Here is a 25,779-nt window from a genome sequence, read left to right on the forward strand (position 1 = left end):
TCGTCATGAGCACGCCTGGACATCACACACCCTTGATTGACCGCCTGCCCAAGGTACGGGGCAAGTTGCGCGAAGGTGCGCAATTGTCCAATGTCACCTGGTTTCAGGTTGGCGGTCCGGCTGATGTCTTGTTCCGCCCTGCTGACGAAGCCGACCTTGCAGATTTCCTGAAAGGCAAGCCCGATGACTTGCCCGTAACGGTTATCGGGGTTGGCTCCAACCTTCTGGTGCGTGATGGCGGCATTCGCGGCGTTGTCATTCGTCTTGGCCGTCCGTTTACCGATGTTGAAGTCATTGATGGTGCGGTCCATGCCGGGGCCGGGGCACTTGACTTACATGTCGCGCAAACGGCACAGATGAACGCTATTGCCGGGTTGGAATTTCTGTCAGGTATTCCGGGCACCATCGGCGGCGCATTGCGTATGAATGCCGGGGCCTATGGTACGGAAATCAAGGATGTTCTGGTGTCAGCCACCGCGATTGACAGCAAAGGTGACATACACACAGTCATCCCTGACGAAATGGATATGTCGTACCGTCATTGCGGGCTTCCCGAAGACTGGATTTTCACATCTGCCGTTCTGCGTGCAACATCCGGCGATCCCGGCGATATCGCCAAGCGGATGGCCGAAATTCAAGAAGCCCGTGCGGAATCACAGCCGATCAAATCGCGTACTGGCGGATCAACCTTTGCCAATCCAGAACACAGCCGCGCATGGGAAGTCATTGATGCTGCTGGCTGCCGCGGACTGACCATTGGCGGGGCACAAATGTCGCAACAACATTGCAATTTCATGATCAATACCGGGGATGCCACCGCCCTTGATCTTGAACTATTGGGCGATGAAGTTCGCAAACGGGTTAAACAACATTGCGGCGTTGAGCTGCGCTGGGAAATCCGGCGCATTGGCGAACGCCTGGGTCACTCGATCATAGGAAAAGACGCATGAGCAAGCATGTCGCTGTCATTTACGGCGGTTGGTCGGCCGAGCGCGAAGTATCCCTGTCATCGGGCCGTGAATGTATCAAGGCGCTGCGTGAAAAGGGTTATAAAGTTACGGAAATCGATGCCACCCGTGACCTTGCCCGTCAATTGTCCGCTATTGATCCGAAACCGGATGTTATTTTCAACGCCTTGCATGGCCGTTGGGGCGAAGATGGTGCGGTTCAGGGATTGCTGGAAATCATGGATATTCCCTACACCCATTCCGGCGTCCGGGCATCCGCGATTGCCATGGATAAAATGTCGGCCAAGGCAATGTTCATGGAATATGACATTCCCTGTGCCCGTCATGTCTGGGTGACACGCGATGAAATTGCCAATGGCACCGCGTTGCCGCCGCCCTATGTTCTGAAACCCAACAACGAAGGGTCATCGGTCGGGGTCGAGATCATCCTTACCCCGGAAGAAGAACAGAACATGCTGGCCCGCGCATGGGTCCATGGCGACGGCGTCATGCAGGAAGAATTCATTCCGGGCCGGGAAATGACCGTTGCGGTCAAGGACGGCAAGGCGATGGAAGTCATTGAAATTCTGACCGGAAATCATGCCTTTTACGATTTTGAATCAAAATATGTTCAAGGCGGTTCTGAACATATCATCCCGGCAGACATTCAAAGCGATTTGCGCGACCGTTTACAACGCCATGCCGAAGAATCTTATCGGGCCTTGGGGTGCCGTGGCATTGCGCGTGCCGATTTTCGCTATGACCCGGAAAATGATCGTTTGGCGATTCTAGAAATCAATACCCAGCCGGGCATGACGCCAACATCCCTTGTTCCCGATGCAGCCCGCCATGACGGCATGAGCTTTGCCGACATCGTTGCATGGATGGTAGAGGATGCATCATGCGAACGTTAGGCACCATCGGAACGCTTGAAGAACAGGCCCGTGAACGCCGCGAAAAGCTTGATAAGCAACATGGTGTCGCCTCCAACCTGAAAAAGGTTGCGCGCGGTCTTTGGTGGACCGGTTTTATCGGGGCCATCACAATTATTCCGGCTGCCCTTTGGTATACTGGCAAAGCTGATAAATGGCTTGTCATGGCGGAAAACGAAAGTATCCGCCTGTCAGCCGAACTTGGCATGACAGTCAAAAACATTGAAGTATCGGGCCGTGAAAAAACCGAAACCGATGCACTTTTGGCCGCAATCGGCAAGAAAACCGGAACCCCGATCATTACCTTTGACGTTGATGCCGCACGCGAACGGATCGAAGAACTTTCATGGGTGCGCACCGCCACGGTAGAACGCCAATTGCCAGATACCCTGATTGTGTCGGTTGTTGAACGCAAACCCCTTGCCCTTTGGCAAACCAACGATCGCGGCCATGTTTTAATCGATGGCGACGGCGCGCAACTTCAGAACTATGAGCTTGGTGATTACCTTGATCTGCCGGTTCTGGTGGGGGATGACGCGCCACAACATGCTGCCGAAATGCTGGCAACCATTCAGACCATTCCGCATTTGTACGATATGGTTACGGGGGCGCAGCGCATTGGTCATCGTCGTTGGAATATCCAGCTTTCAAACGGCATGTTTGTGCGCCTGCCGGAAAAGGATATGGACAAGGCTTGGCAACGGCTTGAGATCCTTGACCGTGACCATGACCTGCTGGATCGCGATGTGTTGATTGTTGATTTGCGCCTGCCCGACCGGACCTTTGTCCGTTTGACACCCGGTGCAGCTGAACTAAGGCGCAACCCGCCAAAGAAGGAAGGGGCGGTTTAACCCCGCCCTAGGCTCAAGACCAATTAATGACCCAATGAGCTTATAGTTCGTTGCGCCAAACCGGGATCGGCTGACCAAGCGATTGCAGAATGCTGACATCGCGCTTTTCAATGACATCAATCAGATGGGCTGCCAGTTCCTGTCCGGCGACAATCAGGTCTTCGCGCAAACTGTCAATCCGGGGCCGGGTATAGTTCAGCAAGTCTGATGTTTCCTTGGCGATCACGTCAATATCACGACCCACATCGAAACCTGACTGGATCAGGCCATCAATCAGCGCCATCGCGCATAACTCACTGCCACAAACAATGCCGTCCGGCACATAATCCTGATGGCGCAACGCCATCCCGGCCTGCCTCAGAACTTCGCTGCTGCTATCAAGATCAATGCCGCTTAGAACCTTATGCAGGACACCAGCGGCATCGGCCGCGGCGGTAAAACCGGCCAGGCTTTCCTGATAATATGAAAACTCCGATGGCGGGGACAGCAAAGCCAGACGTTTGCGTCCACGCCCGATCAACCGGTTGGCCGCCATTTCACAAAAAGATCGGTTATCAAAGTCATGATAGGCATGCGGGGGCCCTGAAAGGCTTCGCCCGTGTGCCACAAACGGCAAGCCACTTTGACGGAGCACGGCAATCCGTTCATCATCGGGACGTACATGGGTAATGATCACACCGTCGGCGGCCCGGCTATCAAGGATATAGCGCACAGGGTCCATTGGATCATCTGATCGGGACTGCGGCGTTACCACCAAATGATACGGGGTGCCGCGCGTTGCATTCGATATCCCGACAATCATACGCCGGGCAAATTCCGGAACCTTGTCCGTTTGATCCAGAATCAGGCTGATGACGTTGGTTTTGCCCGTACGCAGACGCACGCCTGCACGATCAGGATGATAGCCGATTGCGTCCGCGACCTTGCGCACCCGCAGTTTGGTTTTGACACTGATATCATGCGCATCCTTTAACGCACGCGATACCGTGGTCACCCCAAGGCCGGTCATTTCCGCAATGGTTTTAAGCGTCGGTCGGCTTTGGGTACGGGTTCCCATGTTGCCAACAGGATCATGATCGGGCAGGTTTCGGTCCCTCCTTAAAAGGCATTCCGACAGGCATTTGAACTTCTAGGGTCCAAACTCATTCATATGAATGAGTTTGGACCCTAACGCAGTCTCATGCCGCTTTGCGGATCGAAAAACACAACTTTTTCAAGGTTGAACACCAATTCTGCATGTTGTTTCGCCTGACCAGACCAATCTTGATGCAGGCGTGTGACGACTTCTTTGCCACCCAGTGCCGTAATCGCAAAAATATCGGCCCCGGCCGGTTCGACCACATCAATCAAACAGGATGCCAAAACGGATTTCTGATCAACGCGCCCGGTTGCGCGGTTATCAACATCGGTAATGGCTTCGGGCCGGATGCCGACAATCACCTCACGCCCGTCATAGCCCGCCACATCCGCAGGCAATTGTTTGAAATCAAGCACAAGTGGGTCTTCGCCTGCCCGTGTCATTTCAACCGCATTGCCGCGCACGGTTGCCGGGATCAGGTTCATGGCCGGTGATCCCATAAAATCAGCAACGAACAAATTGGACGGATCGTTATAAATCTCGGCCGGAGTGCCGTATTGCTGAACAATTCCGTCTTTGAGAACCGCAATCCTTGTGCCCAGCGTCATGGCTTCGATCTGGTCATGGGTGACATAGACAATTGTCGTGCCCAAGGCCTGATGCATGCGTTTGATTTCAGTGCGCATATCAACGCGCAACTTGGCATCAAGGTTTGATAATGGTTCGTCAAACAGGAACAATTGCGGATTGCGCACCAATGCGCGGCCCATCGCCACACGCTGGCGCTGACCACCGGAAAGCTGACCGGGTTTACGATCCAGCAAATGTTCGATCTGAAGCGTTTTGGCGACCTCGGTGACCTTGGCATCGCGTTCGTCTTTGGGCATGCCGCGCATTTCCAGACCAAAGGCAATGTTCTGGCCAACATTCATGTTGGGATAAAGCGCATAGCTTTGAAACACCATAGCAATGTTGCGTTCTGCAGGTGGCAAATCATCAATCACATTGCCATCAATGCGAATTTCCCCGGTTGTCAGATTTTCAAGCCCGGCAATCGTGTTCAAAAGCGTCGATTTGCCACAGCCCGACGGGCCGACAAGGACCAGAAAACCGCCTTCTTCAACATCAAGTGAAATATCGCGCAAGACATTGATCGAAGCGAAACTTTTGCAAACCTTGTCGATTTGTAGAAAGGACATGATAACTTCCCTGTACTTCTTTTTATGATGGCCTTAGCGGCCTAGCCCTTGACCGCACCGGCCATCAGTCCACGGACGAAGTAACGCCCGGAAACGACGTAAACGATCAGTGTCGGAAGGGCCGCAAGCACCGCACCGGCAAAATGCACATTGTATTCCTTGACCCCGGTTGAGGATGAAACGAGGTTGTTGAGTGCTACCGTCATCGGCATCGAATCAAAATCGGCAAATGACGCCCCGAACAGGAAGTCATTCCAGATATTGGTGAATTGCCAAATCACGGTCACAACAATGATCGGCCCGGAACTGGGCAGAAGAATACGGGTAAAGGTCCGCCAGAACCCGGCCCCATCCATCTTGGCGGCCTTGATCAGCTCATCCGGGAATGCGGCGTAATAATTACGGAAGAATAGCGTTGTAAAGCCAAGCCCATAGACCACATGCACCAGCACCAACCCGCTTGTCGTCCCGGCAATGCCGATCATGCCAAGCACACGCGCCATCGGGATCAGAACGATCTGGAACGGGATAAAGCAGGCAAACAGCATCAATCCGAAAATGATCTTGTCACCCGGAAACCGCCATTTGGTCAGCACATAACCATTCATCGCACCCAAGGCAGTCGAGATTGCGACGGCCGGCACGACCATCACGATGCTGTTGATGAAATAGGGGCTTAATCCGGTTGGCTCGACCCCGATCTGGGCTTCTGACCATGCGTTTAACCACGGCTCAAACGTGAAAACTTCGGGCAGCGACATCATGTTGCCACCGCGGATTTCATCAAGTGTCTTGACCGAGTTTACCAGCATGACAAACAGCGGCAGCAGGTAATAAACCGCAAACAGGATCAGAACCGAATACAGGGCAGCGCGTAAAAGCTTAGCCGTGCCAAAGGAAGGTTGCGTTGAACGTGACATCAGCGACGCTCCCTCAGTTCGGAATAAAGATAGGGCACAATGATTGATGCAATCATCGCCAGCATGATCACAGCCGACGATGCCCCGACCCCCATTTGATTGCGGGTAAAGGTATAGGAATACATGAAGGTCGCCGGTAACTCGGTCGCCCGTCCCGGACCACCATTGGTCAAGGCAATAACAAGGTCATAGGCCTTGATCGCCAGATGGGCCAAAACCACAAAGGCCGACAGAAACACCGGGCGCAATTGCGGAATAACGATCCGTGTATAGAGGCTCCATCGGCTGGCACCATCCATCTGGGCGGCTTTGAGGATTTCACTATCAATCCCGCGCAACCCGGCCAGAAACATTGCCATGACAAACCCCGATGACTGCCAGACAGCGGCGATCACCACGGTATAGATCGCCATATTGCGATCCTTGATCCAGTTAAAGGTGAAGCTTTCCCATCCCCATAAATGCATGGTGTTTTCAAGACCAAGACCGGGATCAAGAAACCATTTCCAGGCCGTCCCGGTCACGATGAAGGACAACGCCATCGGATAGAGATAGATCGGCCTTAGAATGCCTTCGCCGCGGATTTTCTGATCCAGCAATATTGCCAGAAGCAACCCAAGCACCGAACAAATGACGATATAAAGAACGCCAAAGATCGCAAGGTTCTGAAGGGCAATCAGCCAGTTACGGTTCCCCCACAGCTTGGCATAATTGCCAAACCCTTCAAGATCATAGGACGGCAGCATCCGGCTATCGGTCAGCGATAGATAACCGGTGTAAATGATAAATCCATAAACGAATAAAAGGATCAGAAACAGGCTTGGGCTCAGCACCAGACGGGGCAGAACTTCCCGCAGGGTTGCCTGTGCCTTACCGGGCAAGGATGGTTGCATGGATGATGCTCCGCACGTTGTCCGACGGCCGGAAATGCTATCTCGGCCGCCGGTTTGTCATGTTGGTCTTACTGCGCGGATTCAACCGCATTCACGAGCTCTTCGACAGCAGTTGCACTGTCATATTCGCCGTTGAAATGCGCCGTAATCACATCATACATCGCGTTTTTAACACCGGCCGGAACCGAGTGCCCATGGGCCATCGATCCAAACAACGTGCCGTTCTTGTTGGCCGCTGCCAGTTCAGCCATGCCTTTTTTGCCACAGGCATCAAAGGCATCGTTTGGCACATCGGTACGTGCCGGGACAGAGCCCTTAACCACGTTGAACGCCGACTGGAAACTTGGCGATAATACAGCCTGTGCCAGTTTCATCTGGGCATCCTGACGATCTGCACCAACTTCGAACATCACGAACTGATCGGAGTTGAAGGTCACAGCATCCTGTGTTCCCGGGAACCGGAAGCACAGGAAATCGGTGTCGGGGACTTTCCCGGCATTGAGGAATTCACCCTTGGCCCAATCGCCCATGAACTGAACGCCAGCTTCCTTGTTGATCACCATCGCGGTCGCAAGGTTCCAGTCACGGCCCGAGAAGTTATCATCAACATAGGTCCGCAATGTCGCCATGCGATCAAACACGGTTTTCATCGTGTCCGAACCCAATGCATCCGGATCGGTATCGATCATGGATGCCTGATAGAAATCCCCGCCACCCGTTGCCATAACAACTGCATCAAAGATGGTTGCGTCCTGCCATGCCTGACCACCATGGGCCACAGCCGTGTATCCAGCGGCCTTGATCTTATCAAGCGCTGCAATCAGCTCATCCCAGTCGGTTGGCTGTTCCAGACCAAGCTCGTCAAAGATGGCCTTGTTGGCCCAAACCCAGTTGGTTGAATGCACATTGACCGGGGCTGCGATCCAGTGACCGTCATATTTCGAAAAGCCTTTAAGCGCGTCTGGAACAACATCATCCCAGCCTTCCTGTGCGGCCAGATCATCAAGATTGGCCAGAACGCCTTCGCCTGCCCAGTCCTTGATGTCAAAGCCCAGCATTTGAACGGCTGTTGGCGCATTGCCCGATGTGACGCGTGCGCGCAAAACAGTCATTGCCTGTTCGCCACCACCGCCGGCAACCGGCATGTCATTCCATGAAACGCCCTGATCTTCGAGATCCTTTTTAAGAACCTGAAGCGCCTTTGCTTCGCCACCCGAGGTCCACCAATGCAGGACTTCAACACTTTCCTGCGCCGATGCAATGCTGGTCGAAAGCCCGAGTGCCGCAATCATTCCGATCCCGGCACGTGTCATTTTTCCAAGAAACATGCTGTTTCCTCCCTGTTGGTTTTTTAATTTGGCGGTTAATTACTGCAACGTTACAGTTGACTGTCAAGCTAGGCCTGTAACGTTGCAGTACAGCAATGAGGGAACCGGCAAGAACCAGCGGTTGATCATCACCCCGACTTCGCACCGCAAAAAGACCATTCCACGCCTTTGGGATTTAGATTGCAAAAGACTCCGGTCAGCCTTAACCAATTTGCAACGGCTTTTAGTGGAAAACGGGCGTAAGGTTCGACCTACAAATAATTGAACCAATAACTCTTAAAAAGATTTCGAGCAGATAATTGGCACGCAGCAAAACCAGATCAGGATTGATTGCGGCTTTGGACATCGGAACGTCCAAGGTCTGTTGTTTTATTGCGCGACGCGAAAAAGACCAGCCGCCGAAAGTCATCGGCATCGGACACAATATGTCCAAAGGGCTGCAAAGCGGATCGATCGCAAATATTGACGCTGCACAGGAAGTTGTGCTGGCCGCGGTGAATGCTGCTGAAAAGATGGCCGGGCAAACCATCGAATCGGTGATTGTGAACCTGTCAGGTGGGCGCCCGGAATCGGAAACCCATACGGTTGAACTCCCGCTTGGTTCCCGCCCGATTGGCAATCTTGAGATCAGAAAGCTGAATGACCAGAAAGAAGCCCTTTTGCGTCAGGCCGGTGATGAATTGATCCACACCGTCCCGCTGGGGTTCCGGCTTGATGGTGCGAATTCGATGAATGATCCGCGCGGCATGTATGGATCGACCCTTGGTCTGGATCTGCACTTTGTCCGCACACAGACAGCACCGCTGCGCAATCTTGGCACCCTTCTGGGCCGTTGCCATCTTGCGATCGAGGAAACCGTAGTCACACCTTTGGCATCGGGTCTTTCGGCCCTGACACCCGATCAGCGCGAACTTGGCGCAACCGTGATTGACATGGGAGCTGGCACCACCAGTGTTGCCGTGTTTAACGGTGGTCAGGTGATCTATACCACCTCCATCCCGGTCGGTGGTGCGCATGTGACACGTGACATTGCCTACGGGCTTAATACGTCGCTTAACCATGCCGAACGCATGAAGACGCTGCATGGCAGTGCGCTGACATCGCCCTCGGACGATCAGGAAATCCTTGCGGTTCCGATTATTGGTGACGAAGACGAGAATAATTTCAATCATGTCCCGCGCTCGATGCTGATCAACATCATCAAGCCGCGCCTTGAAGAAACCTTTGAGCTGATCCGTGATCAGCTTGAAGAACACGGGCTGTCACAAATTGGCGGACGCAGCATTGTTCTGACCGGCGGTGCCAGCCAGCTTAATGCGATTGCTGATCTTGCCAATCAGATGTTTGAACGCCCGGCAACGGTTGCGCATCCCCACGGGGTGTCCGGTTTGGCCGAAGCAACGAGTGGTCCGGCCTTTTCGGCCTGTGCCGGGTTGCTGCTGCGTGCTGTTGAACAGCAAAACGATCCATTAAGCGAAGCCATGGCGAAAATCCGTCAGTCCGGCGGACGCTGGGGTCGTTTCGGTGCATGGTTCAAGGAAAATTTCTAGTTTCCGAACCGCAAACCCTGCCCGATCTGCAAGAAACAGCGGATTTGAAAAATAAGTGCACTTTTTTGTGCATTTTTTTGAAAACTTTGATGCTCATTAACACGGCAATAACTCTTTGCCCGCTAAAACGAACTCGGAGGTCTTTGTGCCCGAAGCAATTCTGGCACGCATAAGCGAAGGGAAGGCTTGTGTGATCTTTAAGCTCTAAAGCGCGGAGAGGAAGAGCAAACAATGAGTACAATCAATTTTTCCGTTCCAGAAACGGAAGAAAATCTAAAACCGAAGATCACCGTCATCGGTGTCGGCGGTGCCGGTGGCAACGCCGTTAACAACATGATCTCATCTGAACTTGAAGGGTGCGATTTTGTTGTTGCCAACACCGATTCTCAGGCCCTGAGCCAGAGCAAAGCCACGCGTAAGATGCAGCTTGGCCGCAAAATTACGCAAGGTTTGGGTGCAGGGGCACGTCCTGATGCAGGAAGTGCCGCCGCAGAAGAATCCATTGAAGACATTCAGGCCCAGCTTGAAGGTAGCCACATGGTATTCATCACCGCCGGTATGGGCGGTGGTACGGGTACCGGTGCAGCCCCGGTCATTGCACGTGCCGCAAAAGAATCCGGCATTCTGACCGTTGGTGTCGTTACCAAGCCGTTCCATTTTGAAGGCACGCGCCGCATGCGCACTGCCGAACAGGGGATTGAGCAGCTTCAGCAGTATGTTGATACCCTGATTATCATTCCAAACCAGAACCTGTTCCGGGTCGCGAACGAAAAAACCACCTTTGCAGATGCCTTCCAGATGGCAGACGATGTTCTGCGCAATGGTGTGCGTTCGATTACCGACCTTATGATGGTTCCGGGTCTTGTGAACCTTGATTTTGCCGATATCCGCACGGTTATGAGCGAGATGGGCAAAGCCATGATGGGTACAGGCGAAGCATCCGGCGAAAAACGTGCGCTTGAAGCTGCCGAAGCCGCCATTGCCAATCCGCTTCTGGAAGATGCTTCGATGAAGGGCGCACGTGCTGTCCTCATCAACATCACCGGTGGCATGGATATGGCCCTTTATGAAGTTGACGAAGCCGCGAACCGTATTCGCGAAGAAGTCGCTTCAGAAGCCAACATTATCTTTGGTTCGACCTTCGACCCAACCATCGAAGGTGCGTTGCGGGTTTCCGTGGTTGCAACCGGTATCGACGCCGAAGAAATGCGCCGTCCACAACCAACCACCGTTTCCGTGGCACAGCCAAAAGCAGCCCAGCCAGCCGAAAAACCATCTGTGCCGTCATTCGCACAGCATGGTGCAGGCAACGCTGCTGCCAGTGCTCATGACGGGTCTGCCGACTATGCCGGTGGTGCATCAATTGATCACATCCCGGCAGAACGTTTTGCGGCAACCGGTAGCGCACAGCAGCCGGAAATCAGCCATCAGGCGGAAGCACAGGAAACCGGTTCGATTGAAATGGGCCAGACGGTCCTGAAACCGAAACCGGTTCTGCGTGCAAACAAGCCGACTGAAAAAACCAACAGCAATGGCGACATGGCCTTTATTCCGCCACGCGCCATGACCCCGAGCGAAGCCAATCAGTCCCATCACAGCCCGGATGTATTCGAAGCAGCAGATGCCCAGAATGCAACCTCGCCGCGTTCGGTCCTGAGCAGCCTGTTTGGTAAGAACAAAACCATCAAGGACCCGCATCAGCACCAGCATGCGGAACCGAAAGTCTCCCAGCCGCAGGCACCTGCCCCGCGTCAGACTGAAATGCCCCTTGGTGAAGACAGCTCATCGACTCTCAAAAAGGAGCCCGCTTCCCGGGGCAAGGCGCCTGGTGCGTCTGATGACCTTCTTGAAATTCCGGCCTTCCTTCGTCGTCAGGCCAACTGACCACGATCTCCGCGCACAGAAAGGGAAGGCTTCATTGCCTTCCCTTTTTTTATAGATACCCCGTGCGGGATCAAGCCAAGCGGCCTTGCCTGTTAACAAACAGGTTGCAGCGCCCTAAAAAATGATTTTATTCTACCGATACATTATTGAATTTATTGATTATTTTATGAATTTCAGATGATTTACAAAGCGTAACAAAGAGTGATTTGTCTGATTGTCACAACGTCGGTAGTGTCTGAAGCTAACGAAGTGAGGGTTGAGGCTCTGCTAAGCACTTCACCAAGATAGATTACAAACTGACTGACCTGATTTGGGGGTTTTTGTGAATAATATTACCGACCTAACTGCTGCCATTGCGCAGACAGGCGTGCACGGTGACGATTTTGTGCGCCAGCGCACATTAAAAGCGTCCATCGGTTGTGCCGGTGTCGGCCTGCATTCCGGTCAGAAAATCCGTATCACGTTGCATCCTGCTTCTGCCAATCATGGCATCGTATTTCGCCGCACGGATCTGGAAGACCAGCCGTTGTTCCCGGCACGTTACGATGGTGTGATTGATACCCGTCTTTGCACCTGTCTTGGCGATGCATCCAAAGGGATCAAAATTGGCACCATCGAACATCTGATGGCGGCCCTTGCCGGATCGCGCATTGATAACGTTCTGATCGACATTGATGCCGATGAAGTCCCGGTCATGGATGGCAGTTCCGCACCATTCAATTTCCTGATCGATTGTGTTGGTATTGAAGAACAGAATGCGCCGCGTCAGGTCATTGAAGTTCTTAAACCGATTGAAGTCGAATTTAACGGCTGTACCGCGCGGGTTGAACCGGCAGATGGGTTTGAGATCGATTTTGAAATCGATTTCACCAGCAAAGCCATCGCCAACCAGCGCATGAGCGTTAAATTCGATGACGGTGTCTTCGTTGCCGATATTTCGCGTGCCCGTACGTTTGGCTTCCTTCATGAAGTCGAAGCCATGCGTTCAGCCGGTCTGGCCCGTGGTGGTTCACTTGATAATGCCGTTGTGCTTTCAGGTGATGAAGTCATGAACGAAGAAGGCCTGCGCTATGAAGATGAGTTTGTCCGCCACAAAATCCTTGATGCGCTGGGCGATCTTTACACTGCCGGCATGCAGCTTCAGGGCAAGGTAACCGCTTATAAATCGGGTCATCACGTCAACAACCTGTTGCTTCAGGCTTTGCTGGCAGATGAAACCGCCTATCAGGTGACCCCGATGCGTAAATCCGCCCTGCATGGCGCGGTTGAACCTGTTCTTGCAACGGCCTGATTGCATCATCTGGCTGTGGCACATAGGTATATATCAATTAAAAATGGCGGCCCATCGGGTCGCCTTTTTTGATGCCTTAAGCATTTTTCATCGCGCAGGTCAAAGCAACTGGCGGTTATCTGCAATAAAAGTCACCAATTGGGCATACAACTACTTGCCCAAGGGCGCCCTTCGCATGATATAGTCCGGCGGATTTTCAAGTGAGTGCGTCACAAGATTCAAGGATAGGTCACAGTGCTTAGTACCGTTCGCGCCAAACACATCATTGCAACCTGCGGCATGGCCATTCTGCTTGCCGCCTGCTCTAGCAATGAGGCGCCGGAATATGTCGAACGTCCGGTTTCCGAACTGTATAACAGTGCGCAAGACCTGCTTGATGCAAAAGAATACCAGAAGGCGGCCGAGGGGTTCGATGAAGTCGAACGCCAGCATCCCTATTCGGTATGGGCGACCAAGGCGACCTTGATGTCGGCCTATTCGTACTATCAGGACAACAAATATGACGATGCGATCAACGCACTTGATCGTTTCATCTCGTTGCATCCGGCCAACCCGGATGTGCCATATGCCTATTATCTCAAGGCACTGTCCTATTACGAACAAATCTCGGATGTTGGTCGCGATCAACAAATGACCCAACATGCGATGGATTCGCTTGATGACGTCATTCGCCGTTTCCCCGACAGCAAATATTCCCGTGATGCCAAGCTGAAAAAAGACCTTACGGTTGACCACCTTGCCGGCAAGGAAATGAGTGTTGGCCGTTACTATCAGGACCGCAAAGAATTTCTGGCGGCAATCAACCGGTTTAAATCGGTGATCCAGACATATCAAACCACCACCCACGTTCCCGAAGCCCTTGCTCGCCTGACCGAATGCTATCTTGCACTTGGGCTTGAAGGCGAAGCAAAACGCACCGCATCGGTCTTGGGCCATAACTTCCCGGGCAGTGAGTATTACAGCGAATCCTACAGCCTTCTGGTTGAAGATGGCGGTGATGAGCGCACGGAAGAAAGCTGGTGGGACTCAACAACCCAGTCGATTTCTGATCTGTTCTGATTTTTGTTTCTATAAACAGCGGGCTTCATACAGGTTTCCTTGACATTCGGGGTAAAACAACCCTAGAACACAACAGGAACAAATTGCAGTTACGCCCTGTTTTCAAACATTTTTGATAACCACCGGCCATGTGCATGCTTTTGATCCAAGGAAGGCATCTGCAACACTTGCAAGGTCGGTCGGTATTGGGCACTCTGCAATTCACCAATAAGTTCGGCAAAACCTGTCTGCTGCCCCGTTAACAACATCAGTACCCAGAAATGCTTCGACGTCTCAGCATTCGGAATGTAGTCCTTATCGACAAGCTGGATCTTGATTTCCACGACGGGCTTAGCGTCCTGACGGGGGAAACAGGTGCCGGTAAATCCATTCTGCTTGATTCGTTGGGACTTGCACTTGGTGCGCGCGCCGATAGCGGCCTTGTCCGCCATGGCTGTGACAAATGCAGCGTAACAGCCACCTTTGCCCTTCCCCTTGGCCATCCGGTCTTTAGCGTTTTGTCCGAACAAGATATCGATCTGGACGGTGAAGAATTGGTGGTACGCCGCGTTGTTACGACTGATGGCCGTTCCCGCGCCTATGTCAATGATCAGGCGGTATCCGTCGGGCTTCTGCGCGATGTTGGTGATTATTGCGTTGAAATTCAGGGGCAATTTGATCAACACGGTCTGCTTGACCCGACCACGCACCGCGCGACCCTTGATGCCCATGGGAATCTTGGCAATCTTGCAATGACCGTGCGCGATCATTGGCGGGCATGGCGCGAAACGCAAAAAGAACTTAACAGCGCACGCGCACGGATTGATAAGGCCCGCGAAGAAGAAGAATGGCTGCGTCATGCGGTTGACGAGCTTGAAAAGCTTGGCCCGGAAGAAGGCGAAGAAGAGCGCCTTGCCGAGGAACGCCAGTTCCTGATGCATGGCGAGAAGCTGGTTGCAGCATTGAATGATGCAGGCGGGGAACTATCGCGCGGCAAGGGTGCTGAAAGTGCGCTTCGCAGTGCACAGCGTTGCCTTGAACGCGAACTTGAAAAGGCCGATGGCCGGTTTGAACCGATCATTGAGGCGCTTGACCGTGCCGCAATCGAACTGGAAGAAGCCAACCGGTCGATTTCGGCAACCTTGGCTGACTTGAATGTCGATACCGGGCATCAGGAAAATGTCGAAGAACGGTTGTTTGCCCTGCGGGCTGCGGCACGCAAATACAAAGTGCCGGTCGATGGGCTGAATGCTCTGATGAAAGATTTCCGGTCCCAGATCAATCAGCTTGAATTTGGTGAAAAAGAACTCACGCGCCTGACGGCTGCTGTGAAGGAACACCGTGCGGCCTATATCGAAGCCGGGCAAAAGCTTCATGCGGCCCGCAAAGAAGCCGCGGCCAAGCTTGACGGGGCGATCAATACCGAACTCCCGCCGCTTCGCATGGAAAAGGCCCGCTTTGTCACGGACATCGCCAAGCTTGAAGAAGGCGAATGGGGAATTGATGGCATTGACCGTGTCCAGTTCACGGTTGCGACCAACCCCGGAAGCCCGCCCGGCGCATTGAACAAAATTGCATCCGGTGGCGAGCTTTCCCGGTTCTTACTCGCACTTAAAGTCGTCCTTGCCCGTGTTTCGGCCGTCCCCAGCCTGGTCTTTGACGAGGTTGATAGCGGTGTTGGTGGTGCGACGGCAGCGGCGATTGGTCAGCGCCTGCATCTGCTGGCACAGGAACGCCAGATCCTTGTCATCACCCATAGCCCGCAAGTGGCCGCACGCGGACGCACGCATTTTTATATTGCCAAGCGCGAAACCGACGGCACCATGGTGACCCGCGTTGATGCACTAGTTGATGGCGCGCGGCGCGAAGAAATCGCCCGTATGCTGGCCGGTCATTCCGTCACCGCCGAAGCCCGCGCTGCGGCCGATAGCCTGTTAGAACAACCCACTTAGGGCCTGCCACCATCCATGGCCGCCCCATTATCGAATACGGAACAAAAAGAATATGAACGCCGACCATGCGTCAAACACGTCCGACCTGCCGGAATTGCCCGAAACAAGTACCGAGGCACGCAAACAGCATGCGGAAATTTCCGACCGCATTCGTTCATTCAACGAAGCCTATTACATCAATGACGAACCGCTGGTCCCCGATGCGGAATATGACGCGCTGTTCAACCGTCTGATCGAACTTGAAACGCACTACCCAACACTGAAGAAAAACAGCCCAACCCAGGAAGTCGGCGCCGCCCCTGCAGACGGCTTTGCCAAAGTCAAGCATGCCCGCCCGATGCTGTCACTGGGCAATGCGTTTTCACGCGAAGATATTGTCGATTTTCTGGCCCGTATTCGCCGTTTCCTGAGCCTGACCGCCCATAGCCCGATTGAGGTGGTTGGCGAACCCAAGATTGATGGATTGTCACTGTCGCTACGGTATGAAAACCGCCAGCTTGTTACCGCAGCAACCCGTGGCGATGGGTCCGAAGGTGAAGATGTCACCGCCAATGTCGCCCATATCGGCGACATTCCCAAAACCCTGCCCGATGATGCGCCCGATGTGGTTGAAATCCGCGGCGAGGTTTATATGGCGCGCTCTGCCTTCCAGAAGCTGAATGAAACGCAGTCTGAAACCGGCGGCAAAACCTTTGCCAATCCGCGTAATGCAGCGGCAGGATCTTTGCGTCAACTCGATCCAGCGATCAGTGCCAAGCGGCCGCTTCGTTTTTTTGCTTATAGTTTTGGTGAACTGTCTGAAAGCCTTGCCCAAACCCAGTGGAATTTCCTTCAAAAGGTCGATGGATGGGGCTTTACCATTAATCCGCTTACCCGCCTTTTGAACGATGCCGATGATATCATGGCGTTCTATGATGAACTGGGCGTTCTGCGCCCGGATCTTGATTACGACATTGATGGCATCGTCTATAAGGTCAATGATTTTGAACTTCAGCTGCGGCTTGGCTTTGTCAGCAGATCACCGCGCTGGGCGATTGCCCATAAGTTCCCGGCTGAAAAGGCCCGCACCCGTTTAAATGCCATCGAAGTTCAGGTTGGTCGTACCGGCGCACTAACCCCGGTTGCCCGACTGGAGCCTGTCACGGTTGGTGGCGTTGTCGTTTCAAACGCGACCCTTCATAACCGCGATGAAATCGACCGCCTTGGTGTCCGCGTTGGTGACATGGTGGTTATTCAGCGGGCCGGTGATGTCATCCCGCAAGTGGTTGAAGTCATCCTTGATGAACGCCCAGAAGACACTGTTGAATACCAGTTCCCTGATACCTGCCCGAAATGCGGTAGCCACGCAATGCGCGAAGAAGGCGAAGCCGCCACCCGCTGCACCGGTGGGCTTATCTGCCCGGCACAGGCTGTTGAACGTTTGAAACATTTTGTCTCGCGCAATGCCTTTGACATTGATGGCATGGGGGCAAAAAACGTCGAAACGTTCTTTGAACTTGGCTGGGTAAAATCGCCGGGGGATATTTTCCGACTGGAAACACTTCATGCCGACGAGATCAAAAAGCTTGAAGGTTGGGGCGAGAAATCTGCGACCAAACTGTTTGACGGGGTCAATGAACGCCGCTCTATCGGCCTTGATCGGTTTATCTATGCCCTTGGCATTCGACAGATCGGGCAGGCCACGGCGAAGCTTCTTGCGCGGCATTATGGATCGATCACGGAATGGCGCAGTTCGATCATTGCGGCCAATAATGCAGATAGCGATGCCTTGCGCGAATTGATCAATATCGACCAGATCGGACCGGGTGTTGCCAAAGACCTGATTGGCTTTATGGCCGAAGATCACAATCTTGAGGTTCTTGATGACCTGCAAGATCTTCTGACCATCAACGATGTCGAAGCCCCCACCGTTTCTGATAACCCGGTGAGCGGTAAAACCGTTGTCTTTACCGGCAAGCTGGAACTGTTTTCGCGTAACGAAGCCAAGGTCAGAGCCGAAAGCCTCGGCGCGAAAGTTGCAGGGTCCGTATCGGCAAAAACCGATTATCTGGTTGCAGGACCGGGTGCGGGATCCAAATTAAAGAAAGCAGAAGAATTAGGTGTTACAGTACTTGACGAACAAGGGTGGCTTGATCTGATTGCCGCCGAATAATTACGGATCATTTTCGAAAGGGACGCGTGCCGATGGAAGACCTTGGAAGTTTTTTTCACCGCTATGTTGATGCCCATCTCAAGCTGGAAGAAGATGCGCTTGACGAATTTTATCACTACCCGTCCCTGATCAATGATCTCTCAGGCGTGCATGCGATTTCATCGGTGGATGATCTTCATACCTATCATCAATCATTCTTTGAAGAATTGAAAAATGCTGATCTTGCCATGGCGAAATCCATCGTGATCGAACAGCATTCCGCACTGCCGGGCGGCTCACGTGCGATTGTGTCATTCCGGTTCGGCAACTCGGAAAACAATCTGATCTTTGATTGTGACTATGCTTTTGCCTTGCTCAAGCAAGAAGACAAATGGAAAGTTGTCTTTGCCCAGCTTGATGAAATCCGCTTTAGCGATCTGTATTGAGTGTGCTGATGATGCGCTCTTCCAACATTTGGATGCTGCAGTATCTCGTCACCCTGTTTCTGATCCTTTCCCCTTGTCTTGCACATGCGGATCCGGACTACGACACCTTGTCAGGTCCCGCCCGCGCCATTGACGCCGACACACTTGAATTTGGCTTTCGCCGAATTGATTTGTGGGGTGCTGATGCGCTGGAACGGTTTCAACAATGCCTGATCAACGGGCAAAGTACGGCTTGCGGTGCAGATGCATGGCAAGTCACCACCAATCTTCTGGTCGCCACACCGATCACATGCGAAGTGTTTGGCAAAAGCCGCTATCACCGCAACATGGCGGTCTGCCGTAATGCCAATGGCGTTGATATCGGGCAAAGCCTGATCATGCGTGGCATGGCCGTTGCCCGCACCGATGAAATGCCAGAATATGGCCCGGTCGAAGACCGCGCCAAGCAGGCCCGCACCGGTGTATGGGCAGGACAATTCATTGATCCGTTCAAATGGCGTCAGGGTGTACGACTTCCAGAACATGAAACAGAGGTTCGCACCTGGCAACGCGAAACAGACTGACTGCCCCCGACCTTGCCTGCCAACCGCTTATGACTTGGTGTTTGAGGCAAATGGCCGTGCGAGCAACCGACCAAGCCCCGCCAGGCTAAAGCTGTTTTTCAGGGACGCCACACCAATGGTAACAACCGCAAAACCGATCAATTGCGGCACTGTCAGCATCTCGCCCAACAGCAACCAGGCCGCAAAAAACGTCATTTCCGGCCCAGATAGCGAAATCAGCGATGCCTGCGTCGCCCCTATCCGCCGGATGCCTTCATAAAGCAGGAAGAACGGGATCACGGTGCAGAAAATCGAAATGCCCGCCGTCCACAAAACCCCATCGAGGTTAAGGTTCAGCGGCTTTTGCATGATCAACTGGTAGAGAACCATCGACAGCCCGGCCATTGTGTTGACCAAGGCAGCAAAATGCATGGAACCGATGACTGTTATCATCCGCTGCCCGAAATAAAGATAACAGGCATAGGTCAATGCAGAGGCAAAAGCCAACAACGCGCCGTACCACAAACCGTCAGACACCTCGCCAAAACCACTTGGGGCAAGAACCAGCATCAGGCCAAAATAGGTCACAACAAAACAGACGATTTGCCGCATCGGTGGAAAGCGCCGTTTGTGCAAACTTTCAAGGATCAAGACCACGGCGGGAAAGGTAAACAGCACAATCCGCGAGATGGTGACATCAATCAGCGAGACGGCTGTAAAATCAAACAAGGCAGCGGCAAAGAACAACCCACCATACAAAGCCCCCCATGCCAGATCGAGTGGCTTCATTTTGCGCTCACCCGGACGGTGTTTGCCAAACCAGAACACCCCGGCCCAAAAGAACGGCATCGCGATCAAAAACCGTAACAGCAACAAGCCATCCACCGTCATGCCAGTGGCATAAACAAACTTTGCCAGCAATCCCTTCATGGCAAAGGCAACTGTCGCAAGCAGCACGATCATCAAGGCAGAACCTGCCGGCGTTGCGACAGGCTGTGATTGGGGCGATGTTGTCATGGTGGTCTCCGATCCTCTCTTTGAGGACATAGTTACCCGCGCCCCGACATTATTCAATTCGAATTAATTGCTAACAGATATCAGTTTTGGCTATATCTTTATGCAAGACCAACATACCTACCGGCGTCAGGGCGTGACTTTATGGATATCAAGCAGCTTAGAAGTTTCGTTCATATTGCAGAACTCGGCAGTCTGTCACGTGCGGCCGAACGGCTAAACCTGTCACAACCGGCCCTTAGCCGTCAGTTAAACCTGCTTGAAGAAACCCTTGATACCAAGCTTCTGGAACGCACCGGACGCGGGGTGAAACTGACTGAATCGGGTCAGATGTTGGCCGAACGCGCGCGTGTCATTCTGGCCGATCTTGCCCGGTTGGAGGCCGATTTATCTGCACGCAGCAGTAAAGTTACCGGCCACGTCCATGTCGGTGTGCCGCCAAGCGCCGGAATTGTCATTACAGGTGCCCTGATTGAACGGCTGCGAGACCACTATCCTGATCTCAACATTTCGGTCTATGAGGATCTGACGGGCGATGTTCAGGAAGGATTGCTCTCAGGGCGTCTGGATATCGGCATCCTGCATGACGGCATGATCTCGCGCAGTCTCCATTCCGAACCCCTGTGGCGCGAAGACCTGTTTCTGATCTCCCACCCGACACAGGTTGGCGAACAGGAAACCGAAATTGCCTATGAAGATGTCCTTTCCCTGCCGCTGATCATGCCGACCAACAAACACGGACTTCGCGCAAAAATGCAAGAAGCAGCCTTCCGCGCCGGGCGCCCGTTAACCCCGGTTGTTGAAGCCGATGCACTGCGCGTTTTGGTCGATCTGGTGCATCGAAATCTGGGACATACTGTGCTGCCAAGAAGTTCGCTTGTGATGGAACTTTCGACGGGCCGCTTGCGGGCCCGGCGGATCATAAGCCCGGAATTGTCGCGTAAGGTCATGTTGTCATGGCTGCATGATCGCCCGCTTAGTTCCGGGGCGAAGGCAGTTATTGATACCCTGCGCGATTTGGCGGGCACCTTGCCGATGGCCGAAAAATAGCCTGACAGCGCATATCCAGATACACAAAAGCCCGACCGAAAAATCATCGGCCGGGCTGTTGCAAAGGTCAGAACGCCGTTTCTGCCGATTAAGCCGGTGCCTGTGAATCAGATGATTTCTGCCACAGATTCAGACCACCATCCGCCGCGTATTTATCGATTTCGGCAAGCTCATCTGCACTGAATTCAAGATTATCAAGCGCATCAAGGCTGTTATCAAGCTGCTGAACGTGACGTGCCCCGATCAGGGCCGAGGTGATTTCTGGGCGGCGCAGCACCCATGCAATTGCCATCTGCGCCAATGACTGGCCTCGACGTTTGGCAATTTCATTAAGGGCGTTTACACGCTTAAGGTTTTCCTCGGTCAGCATTCCGGTCTGGAACGACCCTTCAAGGGCCGCACGGGATGCTTCGGGCACACCGTTCAGGTACTTGTTGGTCAACAGACCCTGCGCCAATGGCGAGAACGCAATACATCCCATACCAAGTTCTGACAGGGTATCGAGCAGACCTTCTTCGACCCAACGGTTCATCATCGAATAGGACGGCTGATGAATGACGCAAGGTGTTCCCAGATCTTTCAGGATCGCGTGCGCCTTACGGGTCATTTCCGGCGAATAGGATGAAATCCCGACATACAAAGCCTTGCCGGATCGCACGATTTGATCAAGTGCGCCCATGGTTTCGGCCAATGGTGTATTGGGATCAACCCGATGCGAATAAAAGATATCGACGTAATCAAGCCCCATACGCGTAAGACTTTGATCCAGACTGGAAATCAGATATTTGCGTGATCCCCACTCACCAAACGGTCCCGGCCACATGCGGTAACCCGCCTTGGTCGAAATGATCAGCTCATCGCGGTGTTTTTTCAAATCCTGACCAAGAACCTTGCCGAAATTTTCTTCGGCTGATCCCGGGGGCGGGCCATAGTTATTGGCCAGATCAAAGTGAAAAACACCACGGTCAAAGGCACGGCGGATCATGGCGCGTTGGGTTTCATAGACATCCACGCCGCCGAAATTCTGCCACAGGCCAAGGGTGATTTTCGGCAAGATCAAACCGCTTTGACCACAGCGGTTATAGGTTTCGTCGTCATAGCGGTTGGGGTTTGCCATCCACTGTTCTTCGACTTCAGCCATGTCTTCCTCCAGTTATCAGAAGCGGTATTCCGCTTTTATTGAATCGATCCAATGAACTCTTATTACGTCATTCCATCAGACTTGTCAGTGCCCAACGGACAAAAAAAACCGCCCCGTTTGGCAGGGCGGCTTTCGTTTTTCACATCGCGGCAAAGCCAACCAAAATCAGATACGTTTCTTTTTGATCGGTGCCGTAGCCTTTTGCAGCCATTCAAGGTGATCTTCATCAAGATCATCGGCATACATGCCATAGACCTGCGCATGATAATCGTTGAGCCACTGAAGCTCGTCCGTTGTCATCAGTTCAGGGTCAATCAATTTGCGTTCAATCGGCGAGAAGGTAAGCGTCTCGAACCCCAGCATCTTGCGATCGGCACCAATCGGGGCGTCGATTTCAGTTACCGCAATCAGGTTTTCAATCCGGATACCGTATTCGCCTTCCTTATAGAATCCCGGTTCGTTCGACAGGATCATGCCCGGTTTCAGGGCAATCTTGTTTGGTGCTTTGGAAATCCGCTGCGGGCCTTCATGCACACCAAGATAACTGCCAACCCCGTGCCCGGTGCCATGATCGAAATCAAGCCCGGCTTCCCACAACGGCATCCGCGCCAAGGTGTCAAGCTGCTGGCCCGTGGTGCCAACCGGGAAAATTGCACGCGCCAACGCAATGTGACCTTTCAGAACACGGGTAAACCGATCACGGTGTTCCTGGGTCGGATTGCCAATCACGGTGGTCCGGGTGATGTCGGTTGTGCCATCAAGATACTGGCCGCCGGAATCGATCAGGAAAATCTCCCCCGGTGTCAGGTTGCGGTTGCTTTGCGGTGTGTTGCGATAATGGCAAAGTGCACCATTCGGGCCGCTGCCCGGAATGGTTTCAAAACTGGAATCGCGGAACAACGGATCTTCGGCGCGAAGCGAAAGCAGTTTGTCGGCGGCAACACGTTCATCCATGCTGCCATCTGCCGCATTGTCATCAAGCCATTTGAAATAGCGGATGATCTTTTCGCCGTCACGTTTATGGGCTTTGCGCGATCCTTCAAGTTCCACATCGTTCTTGCATGCTTTGGGAATGGCAACCGGATCACGGCCCACACGAACGGTTGCCCCGGCCTTGGCAAGCTGCATACGCAACCAGTCACCCGCAGTTGCCTCATCTAGGCGCACAGACTGATTGCCCATCGCCAAAAGGGCTTCGCCCAGTTCGCCCGGCGCACGCAAGGTTGCCTCGTTTGAAAGCCATTCGACCGTCTCGCTGACAAGTTTGCGTTCATCCATAAACAATTCGACCGACGCGTCGCTGTGAATGATCGCATAGCCCAGTGCAAGCGGTGTTTGCGACACATCGGCACCGCGAATATTCAACAACCACGCAATGCTGTCCGGCGCAGAAAGGATCGCACTGTCACATGAAATACGCGATAGAAGCCCGGCAATCTGGTCGCGCTTCTCAGCCGTTGATTTACCCGAATATTCCATCGGATGCGGACGTATCGGCCCAAGCGGCATGGCCGGTTGCCCCTGCCACAGGGCATCAATCGGGTTGGTATCAATGGCGATCAGTTCCGCCCCGATCCCTTCACAGGCCGCGCGCAGATGGTTGGCCTGCTGAACGGTATGCACCCATGGATCATAAGCCAGTTTCTGCCCCGATTTGAGATTATCATGTAGCCAGCCCACAACCGGTTCATCGACCAGATGACGATATTCAAACTGGTCGCGGCTGACTTCCTGGCGCACTTGAATGGTGTAACGTCCATCAACAAATATTGCAGCCTTGTCTGCAAGAACAACAGCGGCACCTGCCGACCCGGTGAAGCCGGTCAGCCATTCCAGACGTTCGGCGCGGAGCGGCACACGCTCGCCCTGATGTTCATCGGCACGCGGGACGATAAATCCATCAACACCTTTGGCAGCAAGATAGGTGCGCAGTGATGCGACACGTTCTACCGGATCAAAACCGTCTTCCGCCATCTTGAACAGCGGTTTGCGTTCATCCCGCAGCGCCAACAAGGCAGCCTTAAGCTCGTCATCTGGTGACGTTGCGATCAAGTCAATCCAATCGGCACGGGTATCGCCGTCCGCCGCGGCAAGAACGCCATCGACCAGATCAATGACAGCGCTAACATCCTTGTCGACATTGTTGCGTTCAAGAAGTGCGGCAAGTTGAGCATCACCGGAAATGGCCATGAATATCCTCTTTTAAAATCGTGGGGCAGTTGATCTATGTAAGGGTTATTCCTGATACGGCGCAAGTATCAAAGGCAATCGGGGAATTTTACGCCACTTTTTCATACCGTTACACGTCACATGCGTCAGGCGAATGAATGCGTTGCAAGCTTCGCAATACAAATTAGTTAAAGATTAACCTATTACATCTCCGTGACAAAAAGATGGCCCGTCGGGACGTCAATTTGCAGGAGACCATGAACGGTGATCCGTTTTCCTATTACTGCCCTGAGTGTCGTACAATCTCGTCGTCGTCAGACGGCCTATGATGGCCTTGAGCGCCTGACCGCTGGTCAAAGAGCTGCACATGGTCTTGATACAGGCCCTGCCCATCTGACGGATGATGTTTCTGACCGGTCCCCAACCGGACCAGAAGACACCAAAGGCAAGGATTAAAGGATCAGTCCCGCCCGAATTGGTTTTATGCCTTATGACGAAGCGCAGGATCACGGTTCATGATCCTTGCGGTATTTTTTGTCTCTTCCCTCTGAAACGGCCCTGCTCCTCCACAGCAGGGCCGTTTCTTTTTGACCATTCCCGATCATCCACGGCATAGTAGCCAAAATAATTAAGACGATTTCGGAGTGGTTATGACGAAAACAATCCTTATTACCGGCGGATCACGCGGTATCGGGCGGGCAACGGCTGTGCTGTTTGCCAGCAAAGGCTGGAATGTCGCCCTTAGCTTTGTCGGTGATCAAAAGAGTGCAGATGAAACCTGTGCCCTGTGTGAACGGGCGGGCATCACCGGAAACGTCTTTGCGCGCAAATGCGACGTCCGTGATGAAAAAAGCGTGATTGAATTCTTTAACAGCGCCCGCGAGCGGTTTGGATCCATCAGTGGCGTTGTCAACAATGCCGGAATCGTCGCCCCGCAAAGCACGCTTGCCGATATGGACATTGATCGGATGAAGGATGTCTTTGACACCAACATCCTTGGCGCTTATCTGGTCGCGCGCGAAGCGGCCAAAACCCTGCATTCCGGCACCGCTATTGTGAATGTGTCCTCAATCGCGGCAAAACTCGGATCACCGGGTGAATATGTTGATTACGCCGGATCAAAAGGCGCGATTGATACCTTAACCATCGGACTTGCCAAGGAGCTCGGCCCGATGGGCATTCGGGTCAATGCGGTCCGCCCCGGCATCATAGATACCGACATTCATGCCAGTGTCGGCCGTCCGGAACGGATCACGGAACTTGGGCCAAATTGCCCGCTTGGTCGTCCCGGCGATGCCGAAGAAGTCGCGCACAGCATCTTTTGGCTGATTTCAAGTGACGCGTCCTATGTCACAGGCAGCATCGTTGATGTTTCAGGTGGCCGTTAGACGGCATTGATGAAGAATTGAACCCTTAACTCACC

22 protein-coding genes are annotated in these 25,779 nt (G+C 53.2%); 14 read left to right on the forward strand and 8 right to left on the reverse strand.

Going from position 1 to position 25,779, the window contains the following annotated elements; genetic code table 11:
* The first annotated feature begins 5 nt into the window (after nt 1–5).
* Genes murB through RIC05_RS10940 form a run of 3 tightly spaced genes read left to right on the forward strand, consistent with a single transcriptional unit; the run spans nt 6 to nt 2,730 of the window.
* Nucleotides 6–950, forward strand: a complete 945-nt coding sequence (gene murB, locus RIC05_RS10930) for a UDP-N-acetylmuramate dehydrogenase (RefSeq protein WP_350047291.1) — start codon at nt 6–8, stop codon at nt 948–950.
* Nucleotides 947–1,861 (forward strand): D-alanine--D-alanine ligase, encoded by a 915-nt coding sequence (locus RIC05_RS10935; protein ID WP_350047290.1) that lies wholly within the window; start codon nt 947–949, stop codon nt 1,859–1,861. The genes murB and RIC05_RS10935 overlap by 4 nt, the downstream gene beginning before the upstream one ends.
* Complete coding sequence (locus RIC05_RS10940; protein WP_350047289.1) at nt 1,849–2,730, forward strand: cell division protein FtsQ/DivIB; 882 nt, start codon at nt 1,849–1,851, stop codon at nt 2,728–2,730. Before RIC05_RS10935 ends, RIC05_RS10940 begins: the two co-directional genes overlap by 13 nt.
* Nucleotides 2,731–2,770: 40 nt before the next feature.
* Here RIC05_RS10940 and RIC05_RS10945 read toward each other — a convergent pair whose 3' ends face one another.
* The 5 genes from RIC05_RS10945 to RIC05_RS10965 form a co-directional block, all read right to left on the reverse strand.
* Entirely contained in the window at nt 2,771–3,787 is a 1,017-nt protein-coding gene (locus RIC05_RS10945; RefSeq protein ID WP_350047288.1) for a LacI family transcriptional regulator, read from the reverse strand.
* Nucleotides 3,788–3,897: 110 nt separating this feature from the next.
* Nucleotides 3,898–5,007, reverse strand: coding sequence for an ABC transporter ATP-binding protein (locus tag RIC05_RS10950; protein ID WP_350047287.1), 1,110 nt, complete (start codon nt 5,005–5,007; stop codon nt 3,898–3,900).
* 41 nt (nt 5,008–5,048) lie between these two features.
* Nucleotides 5,049–5,927, reverse strand: coding sequence for a carbohydrate ABC transporter permease (locus tag RIC05_RS10955; RefSeq protein WP_350042903.1), 879 nt, complete (start codon nt 5,925–5,927; stop codon nt 5,049–5,051).
* Nucleotides 5,927–6,820, reverse strand: a complete 894-nt coding sequence (locus RIC05_RS10960; RefSeq protein ID WP_350047286.1) for a carbohydrate ABC transporter permease — start codon at nt 6,818–6,820, stop codon at nt 5,927–5,929. Before RIC05_RS10960 ends, RIC05_RS10955 begins: the two co-directional genes overlap by 1 nt.
* A 68-nt stretch (nt 6,821–6,888) precedes the next feature.
* Entirely contained in the window at nt 6,889–8,148 is a 1,260-nt protein-coding gene (locus RIC05_RS10965) for an ABC transporter substrate-binding protein (RefSeq protein WP_350047285.1), read from the reverse strand.
* A 338-nt stretch (nt 8,149–8,486) separates the two neighbouring features.
* Here RIC05_RS10965 and ftsA point away from each other — a divergent pair, with 338 nt between their 5' ends.
* The 8 genes from ftsA (at nt 8,487) to RIC05_RS11005 (ending at nt 19,003) form a co-directional block, all read left to right on the forward strand.
* Nucleotides 8,487–9,698 (forward strand): cell division protein FtsA, encoded by a 1,212-nt coding sequence (gene ftsA, locus RIC05_RS10970; RefSeq protein WP_350059759.1) that lies wholly within the window; start codon nt 8,487–8,489, stop codon nt 9,696–9,698.
* Nucleotides 9,699–9,929: 231 nt separating this feature from the next.
* Nucleotides 9,930–11,582, forward strand: a complete 1,653-nt coding sequence (gene ftsZ / locus RIC05_RS10975; RefSeq protein ID WP_350047283.1) for a cell division protein FtsZ — start codon at nt 9,930–9,932, stop codon at nt 11,580–11,582.
* Nucleotides 11,583–11,904: 322 nt separating this feature from the next.
* Nucleotides 11,905–12,873: a UDP-3-O-acyl-N-acetylglucosamine deacetylase gene (gene lpxC / locus RIC05_RS10980; protein ID WP_350042908.1), complete on the forward strand. Its 969-nt coding sequence runs from the start codon at nt 11,905–11,907 to the stop codon at nt 12,871–12,873.
* 234 nt (nt 12,874–13,107) lie between these two features.
* A complete protein-coding gene (locus tag RIC05_RS10985) occupies nt 13,108–13,932 on the forward strand; it encodes an outer membrane protein assembly factor BamD (RefSeq protein WP_350047282.1) in 825 nt (274 codons plus the stop codon).
* 260 nt (nt 13,933–14,192) lie between these two features.
* Entirely contained in the window at nt 14,193–15,863 is a 1,671-nt protein-coding gene (gene recN / locus RIC05_RS10990; RefSeq protein WP_350047281.1) for a DNA repair protein RecN, read from the forward strand.
* A 52-nt stretch (nt 15,864–15,915) separates the two neighbouring features.
* Nucleotides 15,916–18,015, forward strand: a complete 2,100-nt coding sequence (gene ligA, locus RIC05_RS10995) for an NAD-dependent DNA ligase LigA (RefSeq protein ID WP_350047280.1) — start codon at nt 15,916–15,918, stop codon at nt 18,013–18,015.
* 32 nt (nt 18,016–18,047) lie between these two features.
* Nucleotides 18,048–18,440, forward strand: a complete 393-nt coding sequence (locus tag RIC05_RS11000; protein ID WP_350042912.1) for a hypothetical protein — start codon at nt 18,048–18,050, stop codon at nt 18,438–18,440.
* 8 nt (nt 18,441–18,448) lie between these two features.
* Nucleotides 18,449–19,003, forward strand: a complete 555-nt coding sequence (locus tag RIC05_RS11005) for a thermonuclease family protein (protein ID WP_350047279.1) — start codon at nt 18,449–18,451, stop codon at nt 19,001–19,003.
* Nucleotides 19,004–19,030: 27 nt separating this feature from the next.
* Here the strand turns inward: RIC05_RS11005 and RIC05_RS11010 are convergent, their stop codons facing one another.
* Nucleotides 19,031–19,999, reverse strand: coding sequence for a DMT family transporter (locus tag RIC05_RS11010; protein ID WP_350047278.1), 969 nt, complete (start codon nt 19,997–19,999; stop codon nt 19,031–19,033).
* 141 nt (nt 20,000–20,140) lie between these two features.
* On the opposite strand from RIC05_RS11010, the gene RIC05_RS11015 reads away from it, so the two are divergent.
* On the forward strand, nt 20,141–21,046 hold the full coding sequence (locus tag RIC05_RS11015; protein ID WP_350047277.1) for a LysR family transcriptional regulator: 906 nt from the start codon (nt 20,141–20,143) through the stop codon (nt 21,044–21,046).
* Between the two features lie 88 nt (nt 21,047–21,134).
* Here RIC05_RS11015 and mgrA read toward each other — a convergent pair whose 3' ends face one another.
* Together mgrA and RIC05_RS11025 are read right to left on the reverse strand one after the other, a co-directional pair.
* Entirely contained in the window at nt 21,135–22,187 is a 1,053-nt protein-coding gene (gene mgrA / locus RIC05_RS11020; protein ID WP_350047276.1) for an L-glyceraldehyde 3-phosphate reductase, read from the reverse strand.
* A 165-nt stretch (nt 22,188–22,352) separates the two neighbouring features.
* Nucleotides 22,353–24,377, reverse strand: a complete 2,025-nt coding sequence (locus RIC05_RS11025) for an aminopeptidase P family protein (RefSeq protein WP_350047275.1) — start codon at nt 24,375–24,377, stop codon at nt 22,353–22,355.
* A 243-nt stretch (nt 24,378–24,620) separates the two neighbouring features.
* Here RIC05_RS11025 and RIC05_RS11030 point away from each other — a divergent pair, with 243 nt between their 5' ends.
* Nucleotides 24,621–24,812: a hypothetical protein gene (locus tag RIC05_RS11030; RefSeq protein ID WP_350042918.1), complete on the forward strand. Its 192-nt coding sequence runs from the start codon at nt 24,621–24,623 to the stop codon at nt 24,810–24,812.
* Nucleotides 24,813–25,006: 194 nt separating this feature from the next.
* Nucleotides 25,007–25,744, forward strand: coding sequence for an SDR family oxidoreductase (locus RIC05_RS11035; RefSeq protein WP_350047274.1), 738 nt, complete (start codon nt 25,007–25,009; stop codon nt 25,742–25,744).
* Nucleotides 25,745–25,779: the final 35 nt, after the last annotated feature.

Source organism: Thalassospira sp. (genome assembly GCF_040218635.1).
Taxonomy (GTDB): Bacteria; Pseudomonadota; Alphaproteobacteria; order Rhodospirillales; family Thalassospiraceae; genus Thalassospira.